15 protein-coding genes are annotated in these 16,252 nt (G+C 39.3%); 7 read left to right on the top strand and 8 right to left on the bottom strand.

What is annotated here, in order from left to right; genetic code table 11:
* Positions 1-176 precede the first annotated feature (176 nt).
* On the top strand, positions 177-725 hold the full coding sequence (locus AO843_RS10425) for a histidine phosphatase family protein (protein WP_054611059.1): 549 nt from the start codon (positions 177-179) through the stop codon (positions 723-725).
* A gap of 13 nt (positions 726-738) precedes the next feature.
* Positions 739-1,581 carry a GNAT family N-acetyltransferase gene (locus tag AO843_RS10420; RefSeq protein WP_054611058.1) on the top strand — a complete coding sequence of 281 codons (843 nt, stop codon included), beginning with the start codon at positions 739-741 and terminating at the stop codon, positions 1,579-1,581.
* Positions 1,582-1,689: 108 nt separating this feature from the next.
* Here AO843_RS10420 and AO843_RS10415 read toward each other — a convergent pair whose 3' ends face one another.
* The 3 genes from AO843_RS10415 to AO843_RS10405 form a co-directional block, all read right to left on the bottom strand.
* Positions 1,690-4,797 (bottom strand): copper amine oxidase N-terminal domain-containing protein, encoded by a 3,108-nt coding sequence (locus AO843_RS10415; protein WP_054611057.1) that lies wholly within the window; start codon positions 4,795-4,797, stop codon positions 1,690-1,692.
* 458 nt (positions 4,798-5,255) lie between these two features.
* Positions 5,256-6,599 carry a TldD/PmbA family protein gene (locus AO843_RS10410; protein ID WP_054611056.1) on the bottom strand — a complete coding sequence of 448 codons (1,344 nt, stop codon included), beginning with the start codon at positions 6,597-6,599 and terminating at the stop codon, positions 5,256-5,258.
* A 3-nt stretch (positions 6,600-6,602) separates the two neighbouring features.
* Entirely contained in the window at positions 6,603-7,991 is a 1,389-nt protein-coding gene (locus AO843_RS10405; RefSeq protein WP_054611055.1) for a TldD/PmbA family protein, read from the bottom strand.
* A 177-nt stretch (positions 7,992-8,168) separates the two neighbouring features.
* On the opposite strand from AO843_RS10405, the gene AO843_RS10400 reads away from it, so the two are divergent.
* Entirely contained in the window at positions 8,169-8,393 is a 225-nt protein-coding gene (locus tag AO843_RS10400) for a transcriptional regulator SplA domain-containing protein (RefSeq protein ID WP_054611054.1), read from the top strand.
* A 12-nt stretch (positions 8,394-8,405) separates the two neighbouring features.
* On the top strand, positions 8,406-9,434 hold the full coding sequence (gene splB / locus AO843_RS10395) for a spore photoproduct lyase (RefSeq protein ID WP_054611053.1): 1,029 nt from the start codon (positions 8,406-8,408) through the stop codon (positions 9,432-9,434).
* Positions 9,435-9,458: 24 nt separating this feature from the next.
* On the opposite strand, the gene AO843_RS10390 is transcribed toward splB, so the two are convergent.
* The gene (locus tag AO843_RS10390; protein ID WP_054611052.1) at positions 9,459-9,905 is read right to left on the bottom strand and encodes an NUDIX hydrolase; all 447 of its coding nucleotides are present in this window, start codon (positions 9,903-9,905) and stop codon (positions 9,459-9,461) included.
* Between the two features lie 137 nt (positions 9,906-10,042).
* Here AO843_RS10390 and AO843_RS10385 point away from each other — a divergent pair, with 137 nt between their 5' ends.
* Both AO843_RS10385 and AO843_RS10380 read left to right on the top strand, forming a co-directional pair.
* Complete coding sequence (locus AO843_RS10385) at positions 10,043-10,978, top strand: arginine deiminase family protein (protein ID WP_054611051.1); 936 nt, start codon at positions 10,043-10,045, stop codon at positions 10,976-10,978.
* 15 nt (positions 10,979-10,993) lie between these two features.
* Positions 10,994-12,307, top strand: a complete 1,314-nt coding sequence (locus tag AO843_RS10380; RefSeq protein ID WP_054611050.1) for an amino acid permease — start codon at positions 10,994-10,996, stop codon at positions 12,305-12,307.
* 7 nt (positions 12,308-12,314) lie between these two features.
* Here the strand turns inward: AO843_RS10380 and AO843_RS10375 are convergent, their stop codons facing one another.
* Complete coding sequence (locus tag AO843_RS10375) at positions 12,315-13,061, bottom strand: YqcI/YcgG family protein (RefSeq protein ID WP_054611049.1); 747 nt, start codon at positions 13,059-13,061, stop codon at positions 12,315-12,317.
* A gap of 269 nt (positions 13,062-13,330) precedes the next feature.
* Complete coding sequence (locus AO843_RS10370) at positions 13,331-13,768, bottom strand: MarR family winged helix-turn-helix transcriptional regulator (RefSeq protein ID WP_054611048.1); 438 nt, start codon at positions 13,766-13,768, stop codon at positions 13,331-13,333.
* Positions 13,769-13,888: 120 nt separating this feature from the next.
* Here AO843_RS10370 and AO843_RS10365 point away from each other — a divergent pair, with 120 nt between their 5' ends.
* The gene (locus AO843_RS10365) at positions 13,889-14,476 is read left to right on the top strand and encodes an NAD(P)H-dependent oxidoreductase (RefSeq protein WP_054611047.1); all 588 of its coding nucleotides are present in this window, start codon (positions 13,889-13,891) and stop codon (positions 14,474-14,476) included.
* Positions 14,477-14,497: 21 nt separating this feature from the next.
* Here the strand turns inward: AO843_RS10365 and AO843_RS10360 are convergent, their stop codons facing one another.
* Both AO843_RS10360 and AO843_RS10355 read right to left on the bottom strand, forming a co-directional pair.
* On the bottom strand, positions 14,498-15,574 hold the full coding sequence (locus tag AO843_RS10360) for a sensor histidine kinase (protein WP_054611046.1): 1,077 nt from the start codon (positions 15,572-15,574) through the stop codon (positions 14,498-14,500).
* Complete coding sequence (locus AO843_RS10355) at positions 15,571-16,248, bottom strand: response regulator transcription factor (RefSeq protein WP_054611045.1); 678 nt, start codon at positions 16,246-16,248, stop codon at positions 15,571-15,573. Before AO843_RS10355 ends, AO843_RS10360 begins: the two co-directional genes overlap by 4 nt.
* Between the last annotated feature and the right edge of the window lie 4 nt (positions 16,249-16,252).

The following is a 16,252-nucleotide window of genomic DNA, read 5'->3' as shown; positions in this document are numbered from 1 at the left end:
GTTCCCATAGAAAAACACCTCCGTTGATTGTTTGGTATGCTTATACCCGTTTTTCAACGAAAGGTGTTTTTATTTGTCTCACTTTTCTAGGTCAGTGCGAAATGTAGGGAGCTTTTTTCTATTTGTAAGACATACATTACAGAGAATAAAGTGATAAAATGAAGGGGATGTAAAAAATGGCAAAAGATCTCCTGACTTTATTAAGAGAGGGAGGGCTCATTTTATATGCTAGACATGGGACAGCAACAGTTGGTGTAGATCAAGCAAATGGTACGTTTCAAAGTTGTCAATATCAAAGAAACTTATCAGAACAAGGACGTCAGGAGGCTGTATATTATGGCCAGATGTTACGTTATTGGCAAATTCCCGTCCTATCGCCGATCATAGCTAGTCCTTTCTGTCGAACGATTGAAACAGCTCAGTTGGCATTTCCAAATATTCAGGTACAGATTGACCCTTTTTTGTTTGAGATTTTTATGTTAGGAGGAAATCTTTCTACGGTTCAACAAAATACAATCCTAACAGCCTTTCAATCCATGGTGGAAATGAAACCGCCACAAGGAATAAATAGACTCATCATTGGCCATAGTTTTCCAAGAGATGTAGGGCTTGGACCGATTTCGAGTATGGGCACGGTTGTTATAAAGCCCAAAGGCTTAGGTCAGGGCTATGAAATTTTGGGGAAACTGACCTTAGAGGATTTAGCAAAATTAGATACAATTTGAGAAGAGGGGAACTATGAAAATCAAAACAGTTTCACAATGTACATTAGAGGAAGTATTGAAGGCGTGGAACAAAGGCTTTGAAGGTTATTTTGTGCCAATCGACATGACGGCAGAAGTGTTTTTACAGCGACTTGTTGGGGAGGGACTGTCATCAGAGCATTCCATTGTCATTTTTGACCATGATGAACCGATTGGCATTGTGATGAACGGTTTTCGTGACATTGATGGAAGGAAAATAGCATGGAATGGGGGCACTGGCATTTCACCCGCTTATCGTGGGAAAGGCGTTTCACGATTATTAATGGAGGAAACCCTAGCCATCTATGAACGAGAAAATGTAGAAATCGCCACACTGGAAGCGATAAAAGAAAATCTAGTAGCGATTGCTTTGTATGAGAAAAACGGCTATGTGATAGCCAATCAACTACAGTTTTTAAGTGGGGAATATGAAGCGAAGGTCGAACATACAACGTCTATTCGCGCAGAAACAATTCGCCCAGAGCAGCTACAACATGTACCTTATTATCAGGGGGATGTTCCTTGGCAGTGTAGCTGGCATAGTGTTAAGCAGGGAGAAGCTAAGATTTTCTATAGCGAAACAAATGAAGTGCTGGGCTACATGTTATATAAAACAGTATGGTGTAAACAGGGGGAGTTGGAGCGTGTCCTTCTTTACCAATTAGAGGTATTAAAAGATAATGTCGATTTACTGCCGCATTTCCTAGCTAGTGTGATACCCCATAAAGTCAATCTTACAGCTGTGAATTTCTTAGTTAGCAATCCAGTAACTAGCTATTTAGTAGCAAATGGACTTAAGGTGACAACAGAGCAGGTACAGATGAAAAAGCGATTCTAAACAAGGCTGTTAACCCGCTAGTGAAGTGTTGTGCAGCACACAACAAAAAGGGACACCCTTTGGTTCATGAACCAAAGGGTGTCCTTTTTATGAAGAAATAACGTGGACCTATTTATTATTTTGAGGGTCTTGGGACGTCTCAGACTTAGTGTTATCTGGATTTGCCAGAAGCTTAACCGAATTAATCGACGTGTTCGATAGCACATACTTTCCTTTTACTACAGTATATACCTTAGCAACATATTCTGTAGAGGAATTGGGTAGTCTACCAAATGCATCCAATGGTGAGCTTAGCGCTTGGCTAATAGGGGAAATCTTATTTGGATAAATTATTGTACTATTATTTGCATTGTTTATAGCATCCTCTACTCTGAAACCATCTGCTACATCTTTAGGTAACATAAACACTCTATACTCCGTTACGTTTTGTCCATTCTTGACATCGAAGCTAATGTTAATATCAGAAAATTTATATCCTTCCCCTTTAAGTGTCACTTTCTCCACCGCTGCAGGCGCTGAAAGATCCTCTAAAGTAATGGGATTCGATGAGTAAGATAAGCTATACATTGCCTTCGAATTTTCACTACCTATGGACAGTATATATACGCGATATTCTTCGCCATTAGTTATTAGTCTTCCATCTGTATCTCTACTAACCGCTCCCAATTTCATACTATACTGTCCTTTCATTATTTCAGTATAGTTAGAGTTAGTGACTCTAATAGCTGTATTCAGATCAAAGCCATTTGCCTTTGATGCAGGTACAACAAGAATACGGTAACTACCTATATTTGATTCATCAGAAGGTTTAGTAAATGATATATCTAAATCTCGACCATCTCCATAATCACCAATATCTTTTCCATTAACATTGCTTACCGCCTGAACAACTTTGCTTTTACTAAGTGTAATCACAGACGAAGGAGAAGATAGGGCATAGGTATTTGAAGAGTTACCATTAGCTACAGTCAGTACATAGACGCGATAGCTAGTTCCTTCCGTAATAAAATTACCACGTACGTCCCTAACCCCATCCAACGTTCTAGTTGGAGTTATATTTCCACCTTTGCTTTCTGCGATGTAATAAGTGCTACTAGTGGCTTGTGAAAGATTAAAGCCGCTGTAAGCTGTCGGTACGATTAGAATTCGATAATGATTGACATTCGATTCATCCGAAGGCTTCGTGAACGTTACCTGCACATCACGGCCATCACCAATATCATCTATATCTGCAACATTCAGATTGGTTACAGCTTGCACACTGAAGTTCTTATTTAGTGTAATCGTAGACGTCTGAGCAGTTAGCGCATTGTTTCCTAAAGAATTTCCATTCGCTACAGTCAATACATAGACACGGTAGTTAGTACCTTCTCTGATAAGATTGCCTCGTACATCCCGAGTATTTTCAGATAACGCTTGCTCATACATAGATCTTCCAGACTTGTTTACAGTCGTGTAATTGTTACTGGATACGCTATTAGCATCCGTCAGACTAAAGTTACTGTAATTTGCTGTTGGTACAACCAAAATTCGATAGTGATTAATAGTTGACTCATCCACAGCTTTATTGAAAGAGACAAGGAGGTCACGACCGTTGTTATAATCGCTCACATCGCTAGTATTGATATTTGATACAGCACCTACATTGTTGCTTAATAGCGAAATCGCATTGGATGCTGAAGATAACACGTTATTCGCAGAGTTATTCGCTACGGCCATCACAAATACACGATAGCTAACGCCATTTTGAATGGCATAACCGTCAGTATCTCGTGCTCCTGAAGAGAGTGCCTGTGTAATATTGTTGCCCGTCTTGTTCACTTGTGTGTAATAAGTGTTAGATAAACTGTTCGCTTTCGTCAATGTGAAGTTCGAAGAGTTGTTAGTTCTTACAACAAAAATCCGGTAAGAGTTAATCGTAGATTCATCGGACACTTTGTTGAAGTTCACTCTTAGATCGCGTCCATCCCCAAAGTCATTGAAATCGTCCACTTGTGTAATAATCGGAGTAGACACTGTATTTGGACTAAGTGCTACTGACGATGAAGCAGACGACAACTTATTACTAACTGCGTTCGTGTTACTCACAGACAGAACGAACGCTGTGTAAGTTTCGCTATTCTTAATGAAGTCACCAGAGGTATCACGTGAAGAGGAAGACAGAGTTCCTACCAACGTACTGCCATTGCTCCCCGATTTATCCACTGTTGTATAGTAGCTGCTGGATAAATTATTCGCAGTAGTAAGACTAAAGTTGTTAGCATCCTTTGTCTTTACGATATACACACGGTAATTGGAAATATTGTTATCATTCTGCGGACGAGTGAAGCTAACTGAAACATCGCGTCCATCCCCAAAATCATTAATATCGCTAATCTTCACATTTGTTACTGCAGGAACAGACGATAAATTTGTTAAAGTAATCTTCGAAGAAGAAGTCGATAATACGCTAGAATAAGAACTTTTCCCAACAGCAAGTACATAAACCACATATTGCTGATCATTTTTAATGAAATCCCCGTCTACATCTCTCGAACTCTGTGATAATGTTACAGCACGATTCGAATTTGAAGTCGATACTACCGTATAATTAGAAGCGGAGACTTTCAAAGCAGACGCCAAATTGAAACTTTTTGAAGCCTTTAAAACCATAACTCGATAATGATCGACGTATGACTCCGTAGAAGATTTGGAGAAGCTAACCTCCAAGTCACGTCCATCTCCCTGATCATCAACATCTCGAACCGAAACATTGTTCACAGGAGAAATACTGATATTACTCGGAGTGTCAGATTTAATATTTACGATCTGATCTCTCGAGTTCCAGTCAACATCCTGACCAAGCGCCTCACTAACGAAGCGGACTGGCACCAATGTTCTACCTCTTAATATCTGTGCTGGTACATCAAGCGTAACTTTCTGGTCATTAATAGTAGCTACCTTCGATTTAATCTTGAGGACTACCGTTGTATCTCCTTTAATCCCTGTTACTGTTTGACTCTTTTGATCCCAATACACTCTAGCATCCAATGCCTCAAAGATTGCTCTAAGTGGCAACATAGCACGCCCTTGAATCATCACTGGCGGCTGGTCGGTCTTCAATTGAACCCCGTCCACATAAATCGTGATGGCTTTTGCCGCTTGTGCGGTCGCCGGCTGCAGCATTAACGGTACAAAAAGTATCGCTGCAAGAAATAAGGTACATATTTTTTTCATATTTTCCACCTTCCCTCATGCCATTTGATTGCATTAGCATGATAATTATCATCTAAGTAAACGTATCAGAAGGTTAAAAGTTTCATTCTTTTACCTCACAATGAAAATTTAACCATAAGAAGCTATATCGATGCCATCTTCTGGTTCACTTCCCGGACAAGCAGGCTGAACAGAAATAGCATTTGAAGGGGGAAGTGCCAACTATTCTGTGCAGAAGAATTGGAAAATATCGAGGATTATACTGAAGGACTTTTTGAAACAATAGCAGTAGGCAACTCTCTTGCACATAGTCGTTTCCAATTAAAGAAGTGGATCTATCTTCAGCTTGCTATTTTTAACTGAATCAGAAGGGGATTGATATCCTCATCAAAGGAGTTTGTCTTGACTATGGACAAAAGAATTGCCGAGAAATACCAAATAATATGGCTTGAACTATAAAAGGTGCCTGCTTTTTGATTTTATTCCACTGTCACAGATAGTTCCTTTACAAGTAGCGATGAGGAGCCATATCCATTTGGTAGGAAGTAAAGCTCAGAGCTAGCTCCTTTGATATCATTTAAGAACTCGAAGAAGTTTCCGGCTATTGTCATCTGCTTGACAGGGGAGGCAATTTTGCCATCCTGAATATGGAATCCTTTTGCAGCGACTGAAAAATCACCAGAAACCGTATTCGTACCAGAGTGAAGCCCAGATAATTCTGTAATAAATACACCGTTAGTAACTGTGTGAATTAACTCGTCTAGAGATTTTTCACCAGTTGAAATATATAAATTTTGGGGCGCAATAGATAAGGCTCCTTTGTAGGAATCTTTATGGGCATGCCCAGTTGTTTCACAGTTATCCTTTTTGGCCGTTTTTCTATTATGCAGAAGTGTTTGGAGTGTACCCTCTAAAATAATTGCCTGCTCTTTTGTTGCAACACCCTCACCATCAAAGCTTGCTCCAGACAATGCGGCAGGATGGAATGGAGTACTCAGCAATGTAAATGCCTCTGATGCCACTTTATGTCCGACCTTCCCTTTTAGTAGAGATTGATCTTTTTGAGCATTTTCAGCTGACAGAATCGGCATAAAAGTACTCAATAAAGATGCTGATGCATCAGAGCGAAGAACGATTGGATATTTTCCACCCGGAATCGATTTTTCACCTAGATTCGCAAGAGCTTCCTCAGCTGCTTCTTTTGCAATATCATCAGCATGAAGTGAATGGAAATCACGTGTCATTTTCAAATAACTGCCTGATTTCATTTCTTCACCATCTTTTACAACTGTGGAGAGGAAAAGCACTAAGCCGTTCTCCTTATGGGATAAGGCAAGATTTTTACTATTTGCTAATGAACGTTCGGCCGTATATTCTTGAAGTAAACAATAATCAAGAGTGACAATGCGTGAATCGTATGCACGAATTTTTTGTTCGATGGAACGAAGCAACTCTATTTTTTCTGGAATTCCGATAGTCTCTAATTCTTCATTGTAATAATCATAAGATGTGTATTTAGTGCTACCACCAAAAATATCGATGCCCTCATCTTCATCGAGAATGTTTGCATTTGCTTTTGCACTATTGATTAAAAAGGAAATAGAATCATCGTCTAACTTTTCCGTATAGGAATAGCCCATTTTTCCGTTGTAAAGTCCTCGTAGGCTTAGACCTCCGTCTTCAGATGTTTCATAACTATCGATCTCTCCTTTATAGAGCATGCATTGAAAAGATTTTTTTTGTTCATAATAAACCTCAGCTTCTATAAAACCGGCTTCTAGCGCCTTGTCTAATAATTTTTCTTGGTACCTAGAAATGTTCATCAATTATTCCCCCTTTGTTCCACCAACAGTTATTTCACTTACGCGAATCATCGGCTGACCCACATTGACAGGAAGGCTACCACTAAGTGATCCACACATACCTGCACCATGTGCGAGATTATTCCCCACTCGATCCACTAGCTGCAATGTTTTTGCGCCATTGCCAATGAGCGTTGCGCCACGTACAGGGCGTTCAATTTTTCCATCTTTGAGGATATAGGCCTCCATAACTGCAAAATTATAATCGCCAGTAGAAGGGGATACTTGTCCACCTCCCATATATTTTGCGTATATACCGTACTCTGTCGATGCGATAATATCCGCTGGTTCAGATGTGCCCGGTGCTATATACGTATTCGTCATACGTGATGTAGGGTTAAATCGGTAGGACTGTCGACGAGAAGAACCAGTTGGCTGTGCATCCATGCGGCGGGCATTAAATTTGTCAATTAAGTACCCCTTTAAAATGCCATTTTCAATTAAAACGTTCTTCCGAGTTTTTTCTCCCTCATCATCAATATTTAATGAGCCCCACTCGTTCGGAAGTGTGCCATCATCAATATATGTAACAATTTCTGGGGCAACTCTTTCGCCGATACGATTGGCAAAGACCGAATTATTTTTAGCAACAGCTGTAGCTTCTAAGCCGTGTCCACAAGCTTCATGGAAAATGACACCACCAAATTCATTATCAATAATGACAGGGAATTTACCGCTTGGACATTCATCAGCGTGAAGCATCGTGACAGCGATACGTGCAGCTTCTCCTGCGTAATGGTTCAGATCTAGCTTTTCAATAAATTCAAAACCTGCATGCGCACCTGGACCATAGAAGCCTGTTTGTACTTCAGTACCTTCCGTTGCCGTCGCTTGCATGCTAAGTCTACTGTAAACACGAGTATCCTCTACAAATTTACCCTCGGAATTGGCAATTAGTACATTTTGCTGTTCATCTAAATAGCGAACTTTAACCTGGTTAATTCGTGAATCATAATTTCTTGCAATAGAGTCTGCTTGGCGCATGACAGCAGTTTTTCTTGCGTGCTCCACTGTATGAGGCAAATGGAGGATTTGATGAATAGGTGTAATAATCTCTCTGTGAAGAGGGTGAATGGTACCTGATCCACCACCTTCGATGGCTAGGGCTGCCCGTTTTGCCGCTGCTAATAATCCTTCCTCAGAAAAATCATTTGTGTAGGTATAGATGCTTTGAAGACCTGAAAAAATACGAATGCCTATACCGAAATCTCGTCCCGCAATACTTTGTTCAATCTTGCCGCTTTGTAAAACATATTCGTTCACATATTTATCTTCAATGAAGATTTCAGAAAAGTCCCCACCAGTTGCTAGTGCTGCTTCAAGCACATTTTCAATAATGGATTGTTTGATCATATATCTTCCTCCTTTTCTTGATTATACCAAATAGTTCAAAAATTCTGCATTATCCTATTTTCCTAGATTTGTAGAGAAGTTCACATAAATTCATATATATTGCTCATAAAAAATTTTTATGACATATTTCTCTAGCCTTTTCACCAAACTAACGGAAAGACAGAGGAAGGTGAAGAGATGCAGCAACATTATAATGTCGGTGATATCGTTTATATTTTTTATCGCAATCCTCATATTCAGGATGTAGCGAATATACAGGAAGCGGCGGTGGTCAATCATCCAGAGCAACAGGATGAGCTTGCCATATTTCTATTTGAAACCTATTATCCCATCACGAATGACATGGTGATTTTTTCAAGCGAGATGGCGGCTGAGCAAGCCTATCATCAATACTTTCATTGAGGGAGGGGGATTATGAAGAAGCCATTTATTCCTCAGCTCGTCTATTTTGAACCAGATGCACTCCAATACCCACTAGGTCAGGAACTAAAAGAAAAATTTGAGCAAATGGGAATCGACATTCGCTATACAACTTCACACAACCAAGTAAGAAATCTTCCAGGAGACAACGATTTTCAAAAGTACCGTGTAGCGAAATCGACATTAGTAGTTGGCATTCGGAAAACGTTAAAATTTGATACCTCCAAACCCTCAGCTGAATATGCGATTCCATTCGCAACAGGCTGTATGGGTCATTGTCACTATTGCTATTTACAAACAACGATGGGAAGTAAACCTTATATTCGTACTTATGTCAATGTTAATGAAATTTTGGAGCAGGCTGATCAATATATGGCTGAGCGGGCTCCTGACATCACACGTTTTGAGGCATCTTGCACTTCCGATATTGTAGGAATTGACCATCTTACACATACATTGAAACGTGCCATTGAGCATTTTGGACAAAGTGAGTTAGGTCAATTACGATTTGTGACGAAATTCCATCACGTGGACCATCTATTGGACGCCAATCATAACGGCAAGACAAGGTTCCGTTTTAGTGTCAATGCCGATTATGTTATTAAACATTTTGAACCAGGTACTTCACCGTTAGTGAAACGAATTGAGGCAGCGGGAAAAGTGGCAAGAGCTGGCTATCCGCTTGGCTTTATCGTCGCTCCCATTTATCTACATGATGGGTGGCAGGAGGGCTATTATCAAATGTTTGAGCAATTGGATGCAGAATTGCCAAAGGATGTGCGAGAAGATATTACGTTTGAGTTTATCCAGCATCGTTTTACAAAGCCTGCTAAACGCGTGATTGAAAAGAACTATCCCATGACAAAGCTTGAATTAGACGAAACCGTGAGAAGATATAAATGGGGGAAATATGGAATAGGCAAATACATTTACCAAAAAGATGAGGAGGAAGACATTAAGGAACATTTGTATGGCTATATGCAAAAATTCTTCCCACAAGCTAAATTGGAATATTTTACGTGATTAGAGAGAACATTTATGTTCTCTCTATAGTATTATCTGTGCTACATATGGTTCAATGAGACGACGATCTGTTAAATCATGTGGCAAGTTAGCTAGGGGACAGTAAAGCATTGTCTCTGATTCATGATAGTCAATGACTAAGCCGCCTTGAACATTTCTTGTATAATAAACGGCTGTTACAGAGTATAATTCATCTCCATTTGAAACTTTCAAATAATAATCTGGCCCAGAAAAAACACCCAGTAGCTGCAAGTCTGTAACAACTAGTCCTGTTTCTTCAAGAACCTCTCTTTTGGCGGTATCTTCTAAGCTTTCTCCCATCTCCATCAAGCCACCAGGAAGTCCCCACCCTCCATCGTATCTTTTTTGTAATAACACTTCATTTGCACTATTAAGGATGATGACTACTGCGCCAGGTAAAATGATAGGTTGATGACCAACATATTGCCTTAAAAATTTATAGTATTCCATAATGACACCCATTTCTAAAATTGTTGTTACTTCTCTAAATTAGCTATAGATCAGAAATGTCCTTTTTTGTATTTGTATAATCCCCCTATCAATGGTAACGCTAACAGAGATCGAAATGCAGAAGGGGAGAATAAAGGATGAACTCTTTTCAAGTAAATTGTTGGTCGGAGCATGAAGAGCTAAAGGTTGTCATGCTTTGTGCACCTTCGGCAGTAGACGTAACAGATTCAAAAATAGCAGAGCAGGTTGGATGGAGTGAACCTGTTGACCATCAAAAGGCTATGGAAAATTTTATGGCACTAAAGACAACGCTCGAAGACGCTGGGGTAAGAGTGATAGATTATGCCAAAGAGCTATCAAATGAACAACAGCTGCTAAGTGAACAGCTCATTAATCGTTATTTTGTCCGTGATCTGGCTTGTGTTATTGGCCATCAACTTTTACCGGGCAATGCAGGAAGTCCGTTAAGGCGCCCTGAGTATCCACATGCTCATTCTATTTTAGCTAAATGGTTTCCGGACCAAATTACAAGCAATACGCAACCTTCTCAATCACTCGAATGTGGAGATGTGATGCTATTAAATAAGAATGCTGTACTGATTAATCTTGGTATGAGGACAACATTAGAGGCTGTCGAAAGCATGAAAGAGCGTATCTTTCAACAAGGGTTTTCTGAAATTGCTGTCATTGATTTACCGAAAGGGAATGATACGCTGCATTTAGATATGAATTGTAATGTAGTAAATAGTAACTTGATGATGGCGAAAAGCTTTGTGCGTTACTTTCCTGTACAGGTGTTCACAGCCCAGGGCAATCGTTTTGATATGCTAGAACCATTTTTAAAGCGACATGGTCTCGATGTTTACTGGCTTGAAAAGTATAAGACAATACCAGACATTAACTTGATCAATCTTGACCCAGAAACATTAGTAATTAGTAAGCAGGCCACAAAAGAGCAGTTGTTGAAGCATCCGTTATTACAGAAAAAGAAATTACTTGAAGTGGACGTCACAGAGCTTGAAAAAGGCGGTGGAGGCATTCGATGTATGACATTGCCTTTGGTAAGAAAGTAGTGAAGGGTTGATAACATGACAACAAATACAAGTAAAGGTCGGTTGTCCTGGTGGCAACTTTCACTTCTCGGTATAGGCTGTACATTAGGAACTGGTTTTTTTCTTGGGACAAGTATGGCCATTCATAAAAGTGGGCCAGCTGTTTTAATTCCTTTTTTATTAGCTGCCATTTGTACCTATATTGTTTATGATGCACTTGTCAAAATGTCTGTTGAGAATCCTGATAAAGGTTCGTTTCGTACCTATGCTAAACAAGCATTTGGCAGGTGGGCAGGATTTAGTAATGGTTGGGTCTATTTAATTTCTGAGATTCTCATCATGGGGAGTCAGCTGATGGCGCTTGGAATTTTTACAAAGTTTTGGTTTCCTGCACTGCCATTATGGGTTGCAGCGTCTATATATGCTGCTCTAGGGCTGGTTGTGATTCTCACAGGAATGAAAGGTTTTGAAAACTTCCAAAACGTCTTTGGGGCATTGAAGGCGGCAGCAGTTGTAATGTTTATTATCGTTGCTGTGGTGATCATCATGAAAGGCACACAGACAGCGACACTTGATTCACTGTATTCGAATTATGAAGAATTTTTCTCACAAGGGATAAAAGGGATTTGGCTCGGGCTATTGTATGCTTTTTATGCATATGGAGGTATTGAAGTAATGGGATTAATGGTCATCGATTTAAAAAATCCCAAAGAGGCACCAAAAGCAGGACGAATTATGCTGATTGTTATCACAATCATTTTTATAATGGCCATTGCACTGGCTTTAGCGCTTGTCTCTTGGAAAGACTTTAATATTGATGAGAGTCCCTTTATTACAGCTCTACAGGGTCATCATATTCCCTTTGTGGCGGATATTATTAATGGCGTTTTAATCATTGCTGGCTTTTCAACAATGGTAGCTTCGCTCTATGCAGTCATTACGATTCTAATTACGCTTGCAGAAGATCATGATGCCCCCAAAATACTGGCTAAGAAAGGGAAGAGGAAAGTACCCTTTGCTGCTTTTATATTTTTAACTTGTGGCTTAGTGATAACAATTGTTATTGGCTTTCTCATGCCTGAAAAAATCTTTGAATATTTGATGACCGCAGCGGGTTTAATGCTGATCTATAACTGGCTCTTTATTTTAGTAACATATATGAAACTCATGGAGTTATCCAAATGGGAGCATGTGAAAAATTGTTTGGGAATGCTGCTCATTGCTGTCACAGTGTCTGGCACGTTAGGAGAAAAAACAAGCAGACTCGGTTTTTTCGTGAGCCTGCTCTTTATTGTCCTCATAGGGATTGCAACTTGGATTGTTGTCAAAAGGCAAAACAGTAATGCCTAATTAGACGTTATTTTTGTGACATCCGTAGGAAAGGACATTTGGACGGACTATTATTGTCATCACTTAAAAAGTATTGCTTCCATTCATAACTATCTTCTTGTCCGTACCATTTTAAATCGGGATGCCCTGGGAGCGCATCATAATTGGCAATACGTTGACGGATTAGCTTTTTTAATTTTCGACCAAATGCAGTAGAATCGTTTATTTCTTCAAATATCCAACGAGGTTGAATGGCCATTAGCAAAGTAGAAAAATGACGACTTCTACGCATTTTGTGTGCGGGTGTTGCACAGGAAATAAAATAGGGCTCACCGTTAAAACAAAACTCCCATTCATTGTGTGCGGGATCAGTTGGAATCTCCTCTGGCCAATCGATATCGTCCACTTTCGTTAAATGGTTTAGAATGGTCCAAAATAAATGCTGATAATCCTCGACTTCATAACTTGCAAGCATATCATTAGGGATATGAAAGAAAACAGCGAGTGTCGTATATTTACCAAAAGTTTGCGAGGATTTTGCAAATTCCTTTAAACATTGTGCTAGCTCCTTAATCGATTGCTCCTCCCGTGGATCCCCAATAAAACTATAGCGCAAATGGTTCGATAAAAATCCCATCCTTGCAGGTACACACGGAAAAGTATTCGCTTCATCGGCAATCGTGGCAGCAAAATCCGAATAAGTAGACTGTTGCCAAAATGGAAGTGTCTCCAAATGTTCCTCAATCCACTTCCTGTCAAATATTCCTACTTCCACTTGAGTCTCCTCCTTCTATACACCTTTATTCTATTAAAGAAAAAGCTAATGGGTTACGAAATCATAATGAATATGTAACTATACTTTGAACGATTATTAATCATTCAATAGAAGGTTCGAATAGTAGAATTTTGCTAAGACTGGGTCACTTTAAGGAAGTGGAGCGTGAATTTTTAGTAATAGGGTACTTTGAACAAAACAATCACTTTTATTCAAACCATCGCTGCTTCAAAGGCTCACCTAAAAGGAACCATTGAAGCAGCACATTCTTAATCTTGTTGGTGAAAGACTTTTTGTTCAAGGATGGATAGGGCATGTTGAATGTCCTTTAAGTCTTCCTGTGTGGCATGTTGAATAAGTTGTAAAAAGCGTTCTTCAACACATGCAAAGGCTTCCTCCATCATTTTATCTCCTTCATTGGACAAGCGAATATACTGCTTTCTTCGGTCCTCTGTGTCGTTATATTTTTCAATGAGATGTTGTTCTTGTAATTTTCGTAATTCACGACTTGTATTGGGTAAGGACATGTGCTGACATTCGCTTATTTCTGTCGGCGTGACAGGTTGGCTTACTTTAATATATTCAAGAATTTTATATTGAAGCGGTGTTATATTGGCAACGGTCACGTTTTGAGTAAGCTCGTGTGTCACTTGATGGACGGTGGCTGTAAACGTCACAAATTGATGAAATAAACTGCTTTTATCCAATTGGATCACCTCTTATTGTCAAGATAACAAATAACTTGTCTTAAAACAATTATCATTTGACAACAAAAAAAGAATGGATTATTATTTAGTTATCAAATGATAAGTAATAGGAGGCACATAATGAAAACGTTAATTGTCTATACATATCCAAACCATAAAAGTTTAAATTATGCTTTTTTGCAGGAAGTGATCAAGGGGTGTCAAGAGAATCCTGCTATTGAAGAGATGCAGCTGCTAGATTTATATGAAGAAGATTTCGATCCTCGGTTAATTTTCCATGAGCATAAACGACGTCGAGATATGTATCGTGATCCGCATTTGGAAAAATATCGCCAACAGCTTTCATGGGCAGATCAAATCGTATTTGTCTATCCAATTTGGTGGGGAAGGCCGCCAGCTATGCTGTTAGGTTATATAGATCAATTGTTTGCATCGAATTTTGCTTATCGGGATACAAAGGGTTTATTTCCAGAAGGACTCTTAAAAGGGAAATCAGTGGTTTGTGTGTCTACGATGAAGGGACCAACAAATTACCCACTTTTATGGTTGAATAATGCTCATAAAATTTTGATGAAAAGAGCTTTGTTTAAGTTTGTAGGCATGAAAAAAGTGAAGTTCTTTGAGTTTGGAAACATGGAAAGTAAAAAAGGGCAGCAACAGCGAAAACTGAACAAAATCTATCAATATTTTAGAAAGGTAGCTTACTAATAAAAATAACTCGTGCAGACATCATTGGTCGTTTGCACGAGTTTGTGTAGTATCAATGGGCAATGTAAGTGAAAAGGTAGTAAATTCAGCAAGCTTGCTTTCTACGGCAATAGTTCCGTGGTGCATATCGATAATTTTTTTGACGATGGCTAAACCAAGGCCACTCCCGCCATTTGCGGTAGTTCGTGAGTGGTCGGCCTTATAAAATCGTTCAAAAATATGCATTTGTTGTTCTTCAGATAGACCAATGCCAGTATCTTGCACAATGATAGTAATGGTATCTATGTCCTGCGTCATAGACAAAGTGATTGTACCTTTGTCGGGTGTGAATTTAATGCTATTCGTTAGCAAATTCATCCAAACTTGATTCATTAAATCCTCATCTGCGGTTATGTTTATATTGTCCAGTTGAAGATCAAAGTCGAGTTGTTTCGCTACCCAATTCGGTTCAAGGGCAAGAACAACATTGCGCAATTGTTTATCCAGTCGATATGTTTTGGTCTCAAATGGATGGTGCTGTGATTCTAAAGAAGTCAGCTTGAGTAAATTATCACTAATTTTTGATAACCGATTACTTTCCAATTCAATAATTTCTAAGTAATGTTGACGCTTTTCTTCAGGTAGATTGATGTTCTTAAGTGCCTTCGCAAAGCCATTAATAGACGTTAAAGGTGATTGGATTTCATGGGAGACGTTTGAAATAAATTCTTGGCGCATTCTTTCAAGCTCTCCTAATTCAACAGCCATATGATTGATACCATGTATTAATTGGCCGAATTGATCTTCTTCATTGCCTTTTACATCTAATTGGATATTAAAGTCCCCTTTGGCCATTTGTCTTAATGCTTCGACAATGGTATCCCAGTAATTGCGTTGTCGATTGAGTCCGATTAAGAAGGTAATAGCGGCCGAACAGGCAAAGAGTACAAAGACACCAATGACAGTGCCTAATTGTTGCCAAAAATCGTGTGGTTCTGTCCCTAACTGATCATAAAGCCATCCTGTTACATGATAAGAAATGAAAGCAAATAGTGTGTTTGCAGTAAGAAAGAGGACGAGTACCAGTAGAATTCTTACAAAGAATTTTCGTTTTCTCATGAAGCTAGTTCCAAGCGGTAGCCAAGGCCACGAATGGTACGAATGACAAAGCCACTAACTTCCTGTGGAAAACGTTCGCGTATTCTTTTAATATGGACATCCACTGTTCGTTCATCTCCCTCATAGTCAAAGCCCCAAATTTCTTCGATTAATTGTTCACGTGAAAAGGTTTTACCAACATAGCTGGCTAACGTAAATAATAGTTCGAACTCCTTTAAACGAAGGATAATAATTTCTCCATTTAGATCAACCTCATGTGTATGGCGATTGAGTTTGACGTTGCCAACTTCTACAACTTGGGAGAGGGAAATGCGATACCGTTTTAATATCGATTTTACACGAACAATTAACTCGGCGGGTTCGAAAGGTTTCACCAGATAATCATCTGTACCTAAATGGAAACCCTTGACCTTTTGAGAGGTTTCTCCCTTAGCGGTGAGCATGAGAATTGGGAGATCAGTATTGAATGACCGAATTTCCTCACATAATGCCCAACCATCCATGTTGGGCATCATGATATCCATGATAACCATATCTACTTTTTCATAAGCTAGCTTGGACAGTGCATCGACACCGTCCGTTGCCTCAATAATCTCTAAACCTTCATTTTGTAGAAATACTTTTACTAATTCACGAATATGGGCATCATCATCTACCACTAATAGTTTGGTCATCTAA

Source organism: Lysinibacillus sp. ZYM-1, from assembly GCF_001308875.1.
Classification (GTDB): Bacteria; Bacillota; Bacilli; order Bacillales_A; family Planococcaceae; genus Lysinibacillus.
The sequence above is the reverse complement of the archived record's forward strand: the minus strand, read 5'-3'. Positions and strand labels throughout refer to the sequence as shown.